15 protein-coding genes are annotated in these 16281 nt (G+C 38.3%); 8 read left to right on the plus strand and 7 right to left on the minus strand.

Annotated features, from left to right (window positions below):
* Positions 1–15 precede the first annotated feature (15 nt).
* Entirely contained in the window at positions 16–1617 is a 1602-nt protein-coding gene (locus JWR23_RS06315) for a hypothetical protein (protein WP_299514346.1), read from the minus strand.
* Positions 1618–1702: 85 nt separating this feature from the next.
* Between JWR23_RS06315 and JWR23_RS06320 the strand changes: the two genes are divergently transcribed.
* Genes JWR23_RS06320 through JWR23_RS06330 form a run of 3 tightly spaced genes read left to right on the plus strand, consistent with a single transcriptional unit; the run spans position 1703 to position 5284 of the window.
* A complete protein-coding gene (locus JWR23_RS06320) occupies positions 1703–2089 on the plus strand; it encodes a DUF423 domain-containing protein (protein WP_299514348.1) in 387 nt (128 codons plus the stop codon).
* A 3-nt stretch (positions 2090–2092) separates the two neighbouring features.
* Positions 2093–4582 carry a primosomal protein N' gene (gene priA, locus JWR23_RS06325; RefSeq protein WP_299514350.1) on the plus strand — a complete coding sequence of 830 codons (2490 nt, stop codon included), beginning with the start codon at positions 2093–2095 and terminating at the stop codon, positions 4580–4582.
* A gap of 45 nt (positions 4583–4627) precedes the next feature.
* Complete coding sequence (locus tag JWR23_RS06330) at positions 4628–5284, plus strand: protein-L-isoaspartate(D-aspartate) O-methyltransferase (protein ID WP_299514352.1); 657 nt, start codon at positions 4628–4630, stop codon at positions 5282–5284.
* A gap of 66 nt (positions 5285–5350) precedes the next feature.
* Here JWR23_RS06330 and smpB read toward each other — a convergent pair whose 3' ends face one another.
* The 3 genes from smpB to JWR23_RS06345 form a co-directional block, all read right to left on the minus strand.
* The gene (smpB, locus tag JWR23_RS06335; RefSeq protein WP_299514354.1) at positions 5351–5803 is read right to left on the minus strand and encodes an SsrA-binding protein SmpB; all 453 of its coding nucleotides are present in this window, start codon (positions 5801–5803) and stop codon (positions 5351–5353) included.
* A gap of 103 nt (positions 5804–5906) precedes the next feature.
* Positions 5907–7790, minus strand: coding sequence for an Nramp family divalent metal transporter (locus JWR23_RS06340; RefSeq protein ID WP_299514357.1), 1884 nt, complete (start codon positions 7788–7790; stop codon positions 5907–5909).
* Positions 7787–8437, minus strand: a complete 651-nt coding sequence (locus tag JWR23_RS06345) for a metal-dependent transcriptional regulator (RefSeq protein ID WP_299514360.1) — start codon at positions 8435–8437, stop codon at positions 7787–7789. The genes JWR23_RS06340 and JWR23_RS06345 overlap by 4 nt, the downstream gene beginning before the upstream one ends.
* 125 nt (positions 8438–8562) lie before the next feature.
* On the opposite strand from JWR23_RS06345, the gene JWR23_RS06350 reads away from it, so the two are divergent.
* A complete protein-coding gene (locus JWR23_RS06350) occupies positions 8563–9033 on the plus strand; it encodes an Lrp/AsnC family transcriptional regulator (protein ID WP_299514363.1) in 471 nt (156 codons plus the stop codon).
* A gap of 116 nt (positions 9034–9149) precedes the next feature.
* Here the strand turns inward: JWR23_RS06350 and ung are convergent, their stop codons facing one another.
* The gene (ung, locus tag JWR23_RS06355; RefSeq protein ID WP_299514366.1) at positions 9150–9833 is read right to left on the minus strand and encodes a uracil-DNA glycosylase; all 684 of its coding nucleotides are present in this window, start codon (positions 9831–9833) and stop codon (positions 9150–9152) included.
* A 75-nt stretch (positions 9834–9908) separates the two neighbouring features.
* Here ung and JWR23_RS06360 point away from each other — a divergent pair, with 75 nt between their 5' ends.
* The gene (locus tag JWR23_RS06360; protein WP_299514369.1) at positions 9909–10460 is read left to right on the plus strand and encodes a DUF2892 domain-containing protein; all 552 of its coding nucleotides are present in this window, start codon (positions 9909–9911) and stop codon (positions 10458–10460) included.
* A gap of 23 nt (positions 10461–10483) precedes the next feature.
* Here JWR23_RS06360 and JWR23_RS06365 read toward each other — a convergent pair whose 3' ends face one another.
* A complete protein-coding gene (locus JWR23_RS06365) occupies positions 10484–10696 on the minus strand; it encodes a hypothetical protein (protein ID WP_299514371.1) in 213 nt (70 codons plus the stop codon).
* Between the two features lie 143 nt (positions 10697–10839).
* Positions 10840–12561 carry a lysine--tRNA ligase gene (gene lysS, locus JWR23_RS06370; RefSeq protein ID WP_299514374.1) on the minus strand — a complete coding sequence of 574 codons (1722 nt, stop codon included), beginning with the start codon at positions 12559–12561 and terminating at the stop codon, positions 10840–10842.
* 132 nt (positions 12562–12693) lie between these two features.
* Here lysS and JWR23_RS06375 point away from each other — a divergent pair, with 132 nt between their 5' ends.
* The 3 genes from JWR23_RS06375 (at position 12694) to JWR23_RS06385 (ending at position 16273) form a co-directional block, all read left to right on the plus strand.
* Positions 12694–13431, plus strand: coding sequence for an SDR family oxidoreductase (locus JWR23_RS06375; protein ID WP_299514377.1), 738 nt, complete (start codon positions 12694–12696; stop codon positions 13429–13431).
* Positions 13432–14162: 731 nt separating this feature from the next.
* Complete coding sequence (locus tag JWR23_RS06380) at positions 14163–15041, plus strand: glycosyltransferase family 2 protein (RefSeq protein ID WP_299514379.1); 879 nt, start codon at positions 14163–14165, stop codon at positions 15039–15041.
* Between the two features lie 155 nt (positions 15042–15196).
* Positions 15197–16273, plus strand: a complete 1077-nt coding sequence (locus JWR23_RS06385) for a GNAT family N-acetyltransferase (protein ID WP_299514382.1) — start codon at positions 15197–15199, stop codon at positions 16271–16273.
* The last annotated feature ends 8 nt before the right edge of the window (positions 16274–16281 follow it).

Genomic DNA, 16281 nt, shown 5'->3' on the forward strand with positions numbered 1-16281 from the left:
TTAGTTAGGTGGGTATTATCTATGGTTGTTTTTAACTGTTGTACTATCAACCTGGTTAAGATTTATACAAAAACTGGTATAAAAATTTTTATCGGCGGCAATTAACTGGTATGACGCAGCATAAAAGCTTTTCCATCCCGGTTCATTATATTCAAATGCGGCATAAAACTCATCATTAAGGTCCCTTTTTAAAATGGGTAGAGCATTTTTAAAATTAATGTACCAGGCTACATTACTTCTTTCGGCTACAAGGTTATCAAACTGATCATATTGTAGCATTTTGCTTTGAAACTTTCGGTTAATGTATGTATCGTAATAGCTCTTTAGCTCGGTTTCGCTATTGGCTAAAATTAAATAGTTATCAATGATCATAAACCAGGGATGATTAAACTGGCTAAAAGCATTGCCCAATAAAAAAAATGGCAGTTTGTTATAATTCAATTGTCCTATACCATCACTGGTCATTTTACTGATATTTTGCATTACCGGCCTAAACGCAGATCCATCAGTTAATGTTATTATGGCAAATTTTTCCATATATCGTGTTGTAACTACTGCAAATTCATTACTAAGTACCTGATTAAATTCGGTTATTAAATTAATACCTGTCTCTGCCTTTACTTTATTAAATATTGAATCCTTTTCATGCTGAAGCCTGGCTTTCATATACCAGTCGGATAGGTCAGCCTTAAACTTTTTAGGGTTAGAAACGGCAAAGCATATGCTATAGGCAGTAGTAGAAGGAAAAATATCTTTTAGCTGATTAGAAACAGGTTGTTGACCGGCAAATAGGCTTAAATAGTCGGCGGCCTGATTATGCTGTATGTTTGAAAATCCGGTAAATAACAAAGCATCGCTTTTGAAATTTAAATTAAGAGCGGCCAGGGCAGGCAGTAAACAGAAGCTTTTAAAAATATCCGTATTCTTATTTTTAAAAACCTGCTCAAATAATGGGTTTAACTGGCTGTAATTTATATATAGGTTAGCCAGCGAAGTAGAATTTTGCTGCTCTGGTAATTCTAAGAAAATTTGTTTATCCTTTTGCGGGATATACTTCGCGCACTGATCTATCAGGTCCTTAGAAAAACTACCCGAATAAATACCATCTTCCTTAGTTAGCAGGTAAAATCGTTTTTTAATTGTGGTAGAATAAATAATATATCCCTTTTTTCCATCATATAAAACAGGAGTAACCAATAAGCCTTTATTTGTTTGTTTGGTTAATTGATCTATGTAACTTGGCTTAAGCTCCTTTGTGGCAGCTATGGTAAGCAGTAAATCTATAGTATGATTTTTTGATGGATGGCATGAAATAAATGCATTTTGACCAGTAAAGAACTTTTGGATCAACGGATTTGCCAACAATTGTTTGTGTAATACATCTAAATCGTTAAGTTGCTGCCCGCCAATTATCGACGCAAATAGTTTGTTGCCCTTAAAAATATCATAAAACCCATCATCGTTATTAAATTCAAAAACAATGGCAGCATTATCGGGGATGGAGCGCATGGTTTGGCCGGCATGCAGCCCGGGTGTATTTAAATTTTTAAAATAGACAACCGTTATTGCCGCGGTGGCCATAAGCAGCATTATTGTAATAATAATTAGTCGTCTCATAATTGTTTATGCCTGCAAGTTAGATTTTTACAGCGAGGCATTCAAGTAATACTTTCAATTGGTTAACTTAGCATTTTAAATACTCATGAATAAGAAAATAATCATTACAGCTTCTGTTTTTGGTGTGTTGGCCGTTATAGCCGGCGCCTTTGGCGCACATAGGTTAAAAACATTGATAGAGCCACAGCAATTAGCGGTATGGCACACAGCTGTTGAGTATAATTTTTACCATGTTTTTGCCTTATTGTTTCTTTCAACATTCAGTCAAAATAAAAATAAGTTTATCAGTGTAAGTTATTACCTGTTTACATTCGGCATTATATTTTTTTCGGGCTCATTATACCTGTTGGCCTGCCGCGACCTTTTAAATATGAGCTGGTTATGGATAGTGGGGCCAATAACCCCTGTTGGCGGGCTACTATTTATGGCAGGCTGGGTAACGCTTGCATTGGCCGCGATGAGGGGCAAATAAATTATGTTAGAGTTTGCAGAGGCACCATACATTAATCGTAAAACATTTTTTGTTGAGGTAATTTTACCATTAGCTATATCAAAAAACTATACCTATAGGGTGCCTTTTGAGCTTAACGATGCAGTTGCGCCTGGCAAAAGAGTAGTGGTGCAATTTGGCAAAAGCAAGCTTTATACCGCTGTTATTGCTGCCATTACAGAGCAGGCTCCCGAAAAATATGAAGCAAAATATCTACTGGATATTTTGGATGAACGCCCTGTTGTAACTACACGCCAGCTTCAATTCTGGAAATGGCTTGCCGAATATTATATGTGTAATGAGGGCGAAGTAATGAATGCCGCTTTACCATCAGCATTAAAACTGGCCAGCGAAACTAAGATAGTGCTTAATAAAGGGTTTGAATACGATAAAGCCGCACTTAACGATAAAGAATTTTTGATAGTTGAAGCGCTCGATATTCAACCAGAGTTAACGGTTAGTGATATTGCAAAATTATTAGGGCAAAAAACAGTAATGCCAATATTGAACTTGCTGTTCGAAAAAAACATTATCAATATATCCGAAGAGGTAAGTGATAAATATAAGCCCCGTAAACGTACTTTTCTTACATTAAATCCTGTATACCAGGGGCAGGATAGTTTAAAAGAGCTGTTTGGTATATTAGAGAAACGTGCGCCCAAACAAGCCGACGCGGTACTGGCTTATATTAAGCTGGCCCGTCACCAAAAAACTATATCAAAAAACGAGTTGATAGAAGAGAGCGGGGCAGGCGCTGCAAGCATTGCTTCGTTAATTGAAAAAGAGATATTTATTGCTGAAGAAAAGAATGTAAGTCGCTTGTATTTTGAGGATGAGGATATATTCAGCAAGTTTGAACTAAGTGCACAGCAACAAGACGCGCTTACCCATATAAAACAACAGTTTGAACAAAAGGATGTAGTACTATTGCATGGCGTAACCTCATCAGGCAAAACACAGATATACATTCGGCTGATAGAGGAAATGATAGCACAAGGCAAACAAGTGCTTTACCTGTTGCCTGAAATTGCGCTTACCACACATATTATAGAGCGACTTCGCCAGTATTTTGGTGCCAGTATTGGTGTTTACCATTCCCGGTTTAATGATAATGAACGGGTAGAGGTTTGGCAAAAGGTGCTAAACAATGAATATAAAGTGGTGTTGGGCGCGCGTTCATCTGTGTTCTTGCCTTTTGCCGATCTGGGTTTAATTATTGTTGATGAAGAACACGAAACATCCTACAAACAGTTTGATCCTGCTCCCCGCTACAATGCCCGCGACGCGGCTATTTTTTTAGCCAATATGCATGAGGGTAAGGTGTTACTGGGTTCGGCAACGCCATCATTCGAAAGCTATTTTAATGCACGCACCCACAAGTACGGCTTTGCCGAATTAACAGAGCGTTATGGCGGTGTAGAGTTGCCTACTATTGAAGTGGTTAGCATTGCCGAAGAGACGAAGAAGAAAACCATCCAATCACATTTTACCAGTGTGCTGATGCTGGATATACAGCAAGCGCTTACTAATAAAGAACAGGTTATATTGTTCCAGAACCGTAGGGGATATGCTCCGGTTTTGCTTTGTAAAATATGTGCGTATACCCCTAAATGTATTAATTGCGATGTAAGCCTTACTTATCATAAACATAGCGGTAAACTGCACTGCCATTATTGTGGTTATAAAGAGGATACACCAGCTATTTGCCCGGCCTGCGGGTCGACCCATTTAGAATATAAAGGTTTTGGTACCGAGAAGGTAGAGGATGAATTGAGCCTGATACTTCCTGAAGCACGTATAACCCGTATGGATCTGGATACTACCCGGTCGCGTAATTCCCTGCAAAACATATTGAATGATCTGGAGGAGAAAAAAATAGATATACTGGTAGGCACACAAATGGTAGCCAAAGGGCTTGATTTTGCTGATGTAACCGTTATAGGTATTATTAATGCCGATAGCTTGTTAAAATTCCCGGATTATCGCGCCAACGAGCGTAGCTATCAAATGCTGGCTCAGGTAAGTGGCAGAGCGGGCCGCAGGGGCAAGCAAGGCAAAGTGGTGATACAAACGTATGATCCCGGCCATAGGGTAATAAAACAGGTAATAGAGAACGATTACCGCGACCTGTATTTTACAGAGATGGAAGAGCGCAAAAGTTTTCATTATCCGCCCTTCTATCGCATCATTAATTTAGATATAAAACATAAAAATCCGGAGATATTACATAACCAGGCAACTTACCTCGGTACAGAATTACGCAAGCACTTTGGAGAAGCGCGGGTAATGGGTCCGCAGGTTCCGTTAGTTAGCCGTATTCGTAATTATTATATACAATCCATTATGCTGAAATTTGAAAAGGATGGTATATCTATTAATAAAGTGAAGGCTACAATCCGGGATGTGATCACCCAGTTTCAAACTACTAAATTGAGTAAGGGCAGTGTGGTACAGCCTGATGTGGATCCCTATTAAATCTCCCTGTAAAAATGCCGCAAATCGTATTAACTTTGTGTACTGATGGCATACAAATATATAGACAATTACCGTGAGCAAGGAGCCAGGAAAAAACTGGTAGAGGAATTAAGAAAAAAAGGCATTGAGGATGAAAACGTACTTAAAGCCATTGGTAAGGTTACGCGCCATTACTTTTTCGATGAAACTTTCTGGAACCAGGCTTATAAGGATATCGCTTTTCCGATAGGCGAGGGGCAAACTATATCGCAACCCTATACGGTTGCCTATCAAACGGAGTTACTGCATATTAAAAAAGGCGATAAGGTGCTTGAAATAGGTACCGGATCGGGCTACCAGGCCTGTATATTATTAGAGCTTGGCGCTAAGGTATATACAATTGAAAGGCAGGAGAAACTATATGAGCGTACGCGGCAGGTTTTACCACGCATGGGCTATAAACCAAGGTTCTTTTTAGGCGATGGCTCTAAGGGCATTGCCAGCCATGCGCCTTACGATAAAATAATTGTTACCGCAGGCGCACCTACCGTACCAGAGATTTTATTAAGCCAATTAAACATAGGTGGTATACTGGTTATCCCGGTTGGTGATGAAGAATCGCAAAAAATGGTAACTATATTAAAAACCGGTGCGAATGATTACGAAAAGCACGAACTGGATACCTTTAGATTTGTGCCGCTGGTAGGAGAGCGGGCGTGGTAAGTTCAGTTTGTAGTTTTCAGTGCGGTTTGCAGTTGGTACTGCTAACTGAAAACCGCCCACTGCAAACTATCTTTTCATCGCTCTATCCATTTCAACCTTTGTATCACGTTCTTTTAAGGTTTCGCGTTTGTCGAATGTCTTTTTACCCTGGGCGAGGCCTATTTCAAGTTTTGCAAAGCCGCGTTCGCTGATGAATAGTGCCAGTGGTACTATGGTTAATCCTTTTTCTTCGCCGCGGGTTTGCAGCTTTTTTAGTTCTTTCTTATTGAGTAATAGTATACGGTCGCGCTTGGCTTCGTGGTTGTAGAATGAGCCGAATGAATATTCGGCTATATGCAGATTACGTACGTACAGTTGTTCATTAATGAATGTGCAAAACGCATCATTAATGTTTGCTTTACCTTCACGGATAGATTTTATTTCGGTACCTAACAATTTTATACCAGCTATGTATTTATCCAGTATATGGTATTCAAAATAAGCTTTCTTGTTTTTTATATATATATTATCCTCACTCATAACTTTCGCTGCAAACTTACGAATTTAGAGATTAGTTAATTAGTGATTAGAGATTAGTTGAAACGTAATCTTGCCTAATCTCTAATTAACCAATCTCTAATCACTATTTATGCGGCTTAACAACCAGCACAGGTACATCAACCATGTGCCTTACCTTATTTACGGTTGTGCCAAATATCAGGTCCTTAAATGCTTTATGTCCGTGCGATCCCATTACAATAAAATCAATTTTTTGCTCTGTTACTATACTGGCTATAGCGCTTGCCGCAATGCCATAGCCAATTTTCGCCTCTGCTTTATAACCTGATTTTTTTAACGTGGTAACATAGTGGTCCAGGTTATCTACATCACTTTGCGTTTCGTGATCTAATGCCTGGTCGCCATAATAACGTGCGCCGGCAGTTTCAACCACATGTATTAATGTGTAGGTAGCTTTTTTGCCCCCCTGCATTATGGCGTGACGTATAGAATTAGCATCATTTTTAGAAAAATCAATACTTACGCCAATATGATGATAATCAATAGCCTCTAAATTATCAATGTCAGCGGCAATGCCGTGTGGTACATAAATTGGTGTATCCTTATGTTTAAATAGTAATGGCCTTAAAAATACATAAAGCAATAATAATGCTATTCCAATCACAATAGGTATTACTAATGTATACATCCAAAATGCAGTTGATGGCGATTCTGTTGCCCAGCTATTTATCTGCTGGTAAACTAACTTGGCATTTAAACCTACTATTAATACAGCGCTGGCCCATGCTGCAATTTTAACTTTTAAGCTGATTACAAAATTCCCCATCTTTTTACGGTCAGATGTAAAATGGATAAGCGGGATAACCGCGAAGCCCAATTGCAGGCTCAGCACCACCTGGCTTAATATAATGAGGTTGCCCAGGCCATTTTCGCCAAAATAAATGATAGTAAATACAGCAGGCACAATAGCTAATACACGTGTTAACAGCCTACGCAACCAGGGCTCAACACGCAGGTTAATATGGCCCTCCATAATAATCTGCCCTGCAAGCGTACCAGTTATGGTTGAGCTTTGCCCGGCTGCTATTAATGCTATGGCAAATAATACAGGCGCTATCCTGCCAAAAATATGTTCAAGTAGTTTATAGGCGTCCTGTATTTCGGCAATATGAAAATAGCCGTTCTTAAAAAACGCGCTGGCTGCCAATATCAATATGGCCGCATTTACTAAAAACGCCAGGTTTAGTGCAATTACCGTATCAAACAGGTTAAATTTTATAGCGGTTTTAATACCTGCATTAGTACGGGTTATTTGCCGGGTTTGCACTAATGATGAATGCAGGTATAAGTTATGAGGCATTACTGTAGCGCCTATAATACCAATGGCTATATATAAAGCGCTACCTGTTAAATTAGCGGGGATAAAGCCTTTTGCAACTTCCTTAACATCGGGCGTTACAATAAACATCTCTATTAAAAAAGAAAGCCCGACAATCAAAATCATCGATACAATGAAGCCTTCCAGTTTACGCATGCCTTTGTTCATCAGAAAAAGCATGAGCAATGTATCTGTTATAGTTAGCGAAACACCCCAAATAAGCGGCAAGTCGAATAACAGGTTTAACCCTATTGCCATGCCTATTATCTCGGCCAGATCGCAGGCTATAATGGCTATCTGCGCTAATATATAAAGGCAAAAATTAATAAAACGTGGATAGGTTATTTTTGATGCCTGTGCCAGGTCAAGCCCGCGTACAATACCAAGGCGCGCGCTTAATGATTGAAGCAGTAAAGCAATTAAATTTGACGCGAACAACACCCATATCAACTTATACCCAAAAGCGCTGCCGCCGGCTATATCAGTAGCCCAGTTGCCGGGGTCCATATAGCCAACGCTAACCAGGTAAGCCGGCCCTATAAAAGCCATTATCTTTTTCCAGCCGATTTTGTCTTCGGTAGCGACAGAGCTGTGGACATTGCTTAATGATTCATTATATGGTTTCTTCATATCGCGATCAATAAATTTTTTGCCACTTCCCTGCTGATATGTATCTCTGTTTGTTCAACTTGTAGTATCATAGAAAGGTCGTAATCAATAATTTCTGTAACCTTTATTTTTTTGCCGATAGTGAGCTGCTGTTTTCCCAGGTATTGCAAAAACGCAGGCGAATGATCGCGCACACCTGATATAATACCGTTTTCATTAACGTTAAGGGCCGCTATTGGTTTCAATTCGTATTTCTTAAAATTACCGTTACGGTCGGGTATTGGGTCGCCATGTGGGTCATGCTTGGGGTAGTCCATAAACTTATCCAATCGGTCTATTAATTCAATTGATGATATGTGCTCCATTTCCTCGGCCATTTCATGTACCTCATCCCACTTAAAATGCAGTTTCTCCACCAAAAAATATTCCCATAACCTATGTTTCCGAATAATATGCAGTGCGATTTTTTCACCTGCAGCTGTTAACGTTACTCCCTGGTATTTGGCATAATTTATCAGTGCCTTATCTGCCAGTTTTTTTAGCATATCTGTTACCGAAGCTGCTTTTGTATTTAATGCCGCCGCGATTTGGTTTGTGCTGACATTTACATCATTAAGCGATAAATGATAAATAGATTTTAAATAGTTTTCTTCGGCTAAAGTATTCATTTAAGCAAATCTAATAAAAAATTTAGACTTGTCTAAAAAATTTAATTGTAGAATTATATTTTATAATTTTTGATAATGAAAAATATAATTTTGTAATTTGTTGTTAATTATAGATAAATAAAATTATGGCTGCTGAATTAGACAGGATAGATCTGCAAATACTTAGAATATTACAGGAGAACGGAAGAATAACAAATCTCCAACTTTCTAACGAGATAGGACTTTCGCCGGCCCCTACTTTAGAGCGTGTTCGTAAACTGGAAAATGCCGAATATATAAAGAGCTACCATGCATTGGTTGATGAAGAAAAACTGGGCCTTGGCATTAAAACATTTATACAGATATCGCTTGATTTTCATCAAAAAAATACCATACAAACCTTTATTGATGAAATACAAAGCATAAAAGAAGTTACCGAGTGCCATCATGTAACCGGGCAGTGCGATTTTCTGCTGAAAGTATACGTGCGCGACATCAAATCATATGAGCAATTGATAATGGAAAAAATAAGCCGCATAAGTGTGGTTAAAACTTTCCAAACCATGATGATCATGTCTACCAGTAAAAAGGAACCGATAGTGCCGTTGGAATACTAAGCCTGTGGCTGTGATTAGAGATTAGTTAATTAGAGATTAGGCATGTAAAAGCTTAGAGTTATATCATAACTAATTACATAGCAATAGATAAGAACTAATCTCTAATTAGCCAATCACTAATCTCTTATACTCCAATCAATCGGCTTTTCACCCTGCTTTTCTAAATAAGCATTTGTTTTTGAAAAAGGTTTTGAGCCAAAAAAACCGCCGCGGCTAACTGCCAATGGCGATGGGTGTGTAGACTTTATAATTAAATGCTTATTTTCATCTATCAGCACACTTTTTGACTGTGCATAATTTCCCCAAAGGATAAATACAACCCCCTCTTTTTTGTCGGATATGGTTTTTATAACGCTATCTGTAAATTTTTCCCACCCTTTTTTTTGATGCGATCCGGCCTCTGCTGCCTGTACAGTTAATGTAGCGTTTAGTAATAGTACGCCTTGTTTTGCCCATTGGGTAAGGTCGCCGGTTTTAGGGATGGTAAAGCCGGGGATATCTGTTGCTAATTCTTTATATATATTTTGTAATGATGGCGGTACAGCAACACCTTTTTGTACAGAAAAAGACAAACCATGCGCCTGTTGAGCCCCGTGATATGGGTCCTGGCCAAGTATAACTACCTTAACCTCATTGAATGGGGTGTGCCGGAATGCGTTAAAAATATCGCTGCCTTTTGGATAGATGGTTTTGCCCGCTTGTTTCTCATTTTTTAAAAACTCTTTAAGCTTAAGCATGTAATCTTTGTTAAATTCATCATCTAAAACTTTCAGCCAGGAAGCTTCTAATTCAATTGCCATAAATATTTATGAAGTGTTGATTAAGAGTACAAATAAACGGATATTTGCACTTTAATTTTATTGGATAAAAAAATTATGTCAAATATAGTTCGGCTTATCGTAGCCTGTGTTTTTTTTGGTGCCGCGGTTGCACTTTGTGTCTTTGGTTTTTGGGGGTGGGGAATATTAGTGTTACTACTGGGTGGGATATTCCTGCTGTCTTTTTTCTTTAACGAGAACATGATCATTGCCCAGTATTTTTTGCGGAAAGAAAAGTCAGAAAAATCTGAAGCGTGGTTATTGAAAATAACCAACTACGAAAAGCAATTGCATAAAAACCAGCATGGATATTATAACCTGCTGATAGGCTTAATAGAATCGCGCAAGTCACCATTAAAATCAGAAAAATATTTTAAAAAGGCGCTGTCTTTAGGTATGAGCATGTCGCACAATACAGCTTTAGCTAAACTGAGCCTTGCAGGCATAGCGATGGCTAAGCGCAATAAGCGCGAGGCACAGATGTATCTATCGGAAGCTGGTAAAGATGATAAGAATAAATTGCTGACAGACCAGATAAAAATGATGAAACAGCAAATGGCGCAGATGGATAAACAGGTAATTAAGGGCGGGTATCGCCAGCAGTTTTAATTTAAATAAATAACTTTTAAAGGCTATTTATCTTCTATCGAACTGAAATAATCAGGTTCAGACAAGTGATTTTGATTGTAGGAAATATTCCTGTCGGGGGTTCCGGTGTTTTCTTCGTACGGATCAGCCACTTCAACCATCTTTAATAAGCTCCTGATAAAAGACAAGTTAAAACTTGATCTGTTTAGCTTAATTAAGTATTCGCTGTCTGTGATTTCTAATATGGAATTAGTCATAACTTTTTGCATAAAAATGTGTATGTAAATGTAACTAACACATTCAGTGCCAAAGTTTCCGCAGTTTTATTATTATATTAAAGAATTGTTAATAACAGGTGTTGATAATGTTACAATACCTATAAACCGGTGTTATGTACCTCTTATTCAAACCAGCCCATCACTAATTCCTTATCAGGCATAGTAATTTCCAGCTTTAATTTTTTACGCATTCCGCCCAAATCATTAAACACCTTGTTGGGGTTTGCAGCTTTCAATTCCTCAACCGTATTAAAGCCCATTTTATTTAGTACTTGTACCCATTCGGCGGGTACGCCTATATTTATAAAGTCATCGGCAGTAGCAACTTTAACTTTTTTCTCCGGCCGCATTTGCGGGAAGAACAGCACTTCCTGTATAGTGCTTTGGTTGGTTAATAGCATTACTAAACGGTCTATACCAATGCCCAAACCTGATGTTGGCGGCATCCCGTACTCCAACGCGCGTAAAAAATCATCATCCATCGCCATTGCTTCATCATCACCACGGCCGGCTAAAACTAACTGCTCCTCTAAACGCTCGCGCTGATCTATAGGGTCATTTAACTCAGAATAGGCATTGGCTATTTCCTTGCCATTTACAAACAGTTCAAAACGCTCAACCAGGCCATCCTTTGTGCGGTGCTTTTTGGCAAGCGGGGTCATCTCTATAGGGTAGTCGGTTATATAGGTTGGTTGTATCAGATTAGCTTCCACTTTCGCGCTAAATATCTCGTCTATTAACTTGCCTTTACCCATTGAAGCATCAACCTCAATTTTCAGGTTGGCACAAGTTTCGCGTAAGCCTGCTTCATCCATTGCCGATACATCGATACCTGTGTATTTCAGAATAGAATCGTACATGGATAATCGGGTATATGGCCCTGCAAAGTTTATTTCATTGGGGCCAACCTGTACTGCTGCAATACCGTGTACTGCACGGGTTACTTCCTCCAGGCAATTCTCTACCATCTCCATCATCCATATATAATCTTTATAGGCTACATATATTTCCATAGCGGTAAACTCGGGGTTATGCGTGCGGTCCATGCCCTCGTTACGGAACATTTTACCAAATTCATAAACACCATCAAACCCGGCTACAATTAAGCGCTTTAAATAAAGTTCGTTAGCTATGCGCAAAAACAATGGCATATCCAGCGTATTATGATGTGTAGCAAAAGGCCGCGCCGCCGCGCCACCATGTACAGGTTGCAGTATGGGTGTTTCTACCTCCAGCCATCCCTGTTTATTAAAGTAATTGCGCATAGCGCTTATCACTTTAGAGCGTTTAATAAATATCTGTTTAAACTCCGGGTTAACTGTTAAATCTACATACCGCTGGCGGTAACGTGTTTCCGGATCGGTAAAGCCATCGTGAATGTTTCCTTCTTCATCACGTTTAACAACAGGTAGTGGTTTTAGTGATTTAGCCAGGATGGTTAATTCCTGTACGTGTACAGATATTTCGCCGGTTTGGGTTAAAAAAACGTAGCCTTTAACGCCTACGTAATCGCCAATATCTAATAGTTTTTTAAATACCGTATTATATAGGGTTTTGTCCTCATCAGGACAAATATCATCACGTTTTAAGTATATCTGTATACGGCCGGTACTATCCTGCAATTCGGCAAATGATGCGCTGCCCATTATGCGGCGGTTCATGATACGGCCTGCAATAGTTACATTTTTATAAGTATCAGGATGTGCTTCAAAATTATCGGTAATATCTTGTGCCTGCGCGGTAACTTTAAACTCTTCGGCAGGATAGGGGTTAATGCCTAAAGCACGTAATTGTTGTAAAGATTCGCGGCGTATAATTTCCTGTTCGGATAGTGCAATACTCATGTTGTGTAACGATATTTTATTAAAGGTGCAAAAATAGGATTTTTTCCCGTTGTCTGTGACGACATAGCACTTATTGTTAGCTTTAACAACTTTTAAAGTTGTTAAAGCTTTTAAGACATTACATCAACTATTATGAAAACAGTATTAATTACAGGAGCCAACAAAAGCATAGGTTTTGAAACCGCGCGACAATTGGCGAAAGCCGGTTATTATGTTTATTTAGGCAGCCGTGATATAGAAAATGGTGAACAGGCAGTAGCAAAACTTAAAGCTGAAGGGTTGGACAATATAGAAGCTATACAAATAGATATCAGCAACCCGGCATCTGTTAAGCAAGCGCGCGAAGAAATAGGGAAGAAGCTAAATTCATTAGATGTGCTTATTAATAACGCCGGCATAAGTGGTGGTTTCCCACAACCGCCAAGCAGTTTGGATACTACAACTATTAAGAAAGTATTCGATACCAACTTTTTCGGGACTATAGAAGTTACGCAGGTTTTTCTTGATCTGTTGAAAAAATCTGATAGCCCGCGGATTGTAAATGTAACCTCCGGTCTGGCTTCGTTAACCTTACATAGCGATCCATCATGGAAGTATTATAATTTTAAAGGTGGGGCATACGGGCCTTCAAAAACTGCATTAAATGCTTATACTATCGCGTTAGCTTTTGAACTAAAGGATACCGCATTTAAAATAAATGTAGTTGACCCGGGCTTTACAGCAACCGACTTTAACCAACACCGCGGCACCGGCAATGTTAATGATGCAGCAGCTATAATTGTCAAATACGCAACTATTGGTGCCGATGGCCCAACCGGTAAATACTTTAGTAATGATATGGATACGGTTGATAAGGAAAGTCCGTGGTAATATTTGTTGTTAATAATGATCTTCCAACTAAAGTCATAAAAAACAAGCAAAAGCCTGTAAATTAATAGTTTACAGGCTTTTAACTTTTAGTCAAATCCCCATTTATCATTAGATAATTAGCGTTAATTAAAGACCCTGGTATAGTTAAGCTACCCTCCACTTTATTGATCAAATTAAATAGGTTTATTCCTTACCGATTTATCAACATTAAAATCATAACCGAGCCGGCAGATCAAATAATTGCCGGTTTTTTTGCCAACTTTCAGGAAATATTATTCGGGTTTGTGTTATAATAAAACTTTTTTTTACAGCTTTTGTAAATATATATGCACAATAAACGTAAAGAATCAACGGTGCATTACAAGTTAAGTGCAACTCGCATAATGTTTTGATATATTGTGTATCAAGATATTATATTTGATATGTCAAAAGCAATATCATCAATTTGTTTTTGATATGATGAACAACGATAAATATCAGTACCACAAATGTTCATCTGTCAACAGTAAGAAAACACAACAATGTAACTGGGGGAGCGAAGCTACGTTCGGCCATTCCCTAATGACCGGCATCGTATTTTTATTTTAATAATTGCCCCCTCCCGACAAAAACAACCTGCTGCAAACTGTTAAAAATAAGGTTATTGGTTTAAGCCCTAACAACCGTCGGAGTTGAATATAAGGTACTCATTTTATGAAATTGAACCCGAAATCACAAAAACTAAAAAAAGTATGGTAACAAAGAATGATGTGATAGTAAGTGTATGTTGTATCACATATAATCATAAACAATTTATAGCCCAATCAATTGAAGGCTTTTTAATGCAGAAAACAAATTTTCCGTTCGAAATTGTTATTGGCGATGATTGCTCTACCGATGGAGCGGCAGACGTGATAAAGGAGTATAAAGAAAAATATCCGGATAAGATAAAGTTGACTTCAGGAAATAAGAATGTTGGCGCTCATGAGAATATGCGGAATATAGTTGAAGCTTGTGTAGGGAAATATATTGCGCTTTGCGATGGTGACGACTTCTGGACAGACCCATACAAACTACAAAAACAAGTTGATTTTTTAGAACAAAACCCTGGGTATGTTATATGCTGCCACTATACACGGGTAATTGATACAGATTATAATACTTTGCATGTTGACCCCAACCCTGTACCATTGGTACACACCTATCACGATTTATTAACAGGCAAACAAACAGAAACAAAAACAGCTACAGTAGTATATCGTAATATTCCGGAGGTGAATCAGGTGTTTTATAAGCCGTGGTACTTTAATGTCTTTGCTGTAGATAAACTGTTGAAGATATTTGCGACATACAGTACCGGTCTTAAAATATATGTGATGCCCGAAGTGATGAGCTGTTACCGGAATCATGTTGGCGGTATATGGAGCATGGTTAAAACTGATGCGCGGAAAGAGATGGTGATAAGTGATTTTAATCTTATCATCAGACATTTTAGCTACAAATGGCCCCAAAAAAGAAAATTATTATTACTCTACCTGAAAAGAGATATTTTATTTGAACTGCGCCGATTTAGGATACGCAAGGCTTATAATACACTTAAATACCTTTTTAACCCTCTGTCAGCATCTTAATTTTCGTAAAGGCAATTTTGGGTGTACCAGGGTGTACCAACGTGTGCATGGTACAGTACAGTAATAACCAGAACTTGTTTACTTCCGGATGAACTAATTTTTATATCAAATTTAATTACTAAACGCGTTATTAAATACTATTTAAACTAAACTTTATGGGTTATCATAATTTTGCAATTAAAAACAGAAAAGAGTGGGATAGTTATGTAAGCAAGTCAGTTTTTCACGATATATTTCATTCATGGATGTATCATTCTTTAAATGACGAGGGCGAGTCGCTATTATTCGTACATCAGGAAAATGATCTGTTTATTGCTTTGCCGGTTATAAAAAGGAAAATTGAAAAGTCTGCATATTGTGATATGACCTCAGTATATGGTTACTGTGGTCCAATATCAAATATGGATCTTGTCAATGTGTCAAAACGAACAATGGCCAATTTTAAAGCCGCGTTTATGAAATTTATGAAAGATGAGAATGCTGTTTGTATATTTTCAAGGCTTCATCCCTTTATTGGACAGCACCACCTATTGGAAAGCTTAGGTGGTGTGCAGGAAAATGGCACAACACTGTATATGGACCTTACTGTTTCTGTTGAAGATCAACAAAAAAAGTATGATAAAAGGCTTTTCAGGCAAATAAGAAAATTGCGGGAGCAAGGATATGTAATTAAAGAGGCCACTGATTTGAATGAGATTAAAGCTTTTATTGATATCTATCACAAAAATATGGATCGTTTAAATGCCTCTTCACGCTATTACCTTAGTGAACAATACTTTACGGATATACTTGATCTGGAAGGGTATGATAATAAGCTGCTTCTTATCTATAACGGAACAGAGCTTATTTGCGGAGCCATTGTTCTGTCGTCTGGCAATATTATCAGAAATCATCTTTCAGCAACATCTCCCGACTATTTAAAAGAGTCGCCAAGTAAACTGCTAACAGATGAGATAAGCATGATTGGCAGAAGGCTGGGTAAGAAGATATTTCATCTCGGAGGTGGAGTAGGTGGTAAACAGGATTCACTCTTTACGTTCAAAAGATATTTTTCAGATTTACAGGTGAAAGACCGCATCTGGTGTTACATTAATGACCATGCAGCTTATAATAATATGGTTGCAAAAGCTGGAATTGAGATAGACCCGGAATCCGCATATTTCCCTTTATATCGGCAACCAAAAAGAAATACACAGCCATACATTTCAAACATCGAAACAGTAGTCAATTAACCACGCTA

The organism is Mucilaginibacter sp., assembly GCF_028288205.1.
Lineage (GTDB): Bacteria > Bacteroidota > Bacteroidia > Sphingobacteriales > Sphingobacteriaceae > Mucilaginibacter.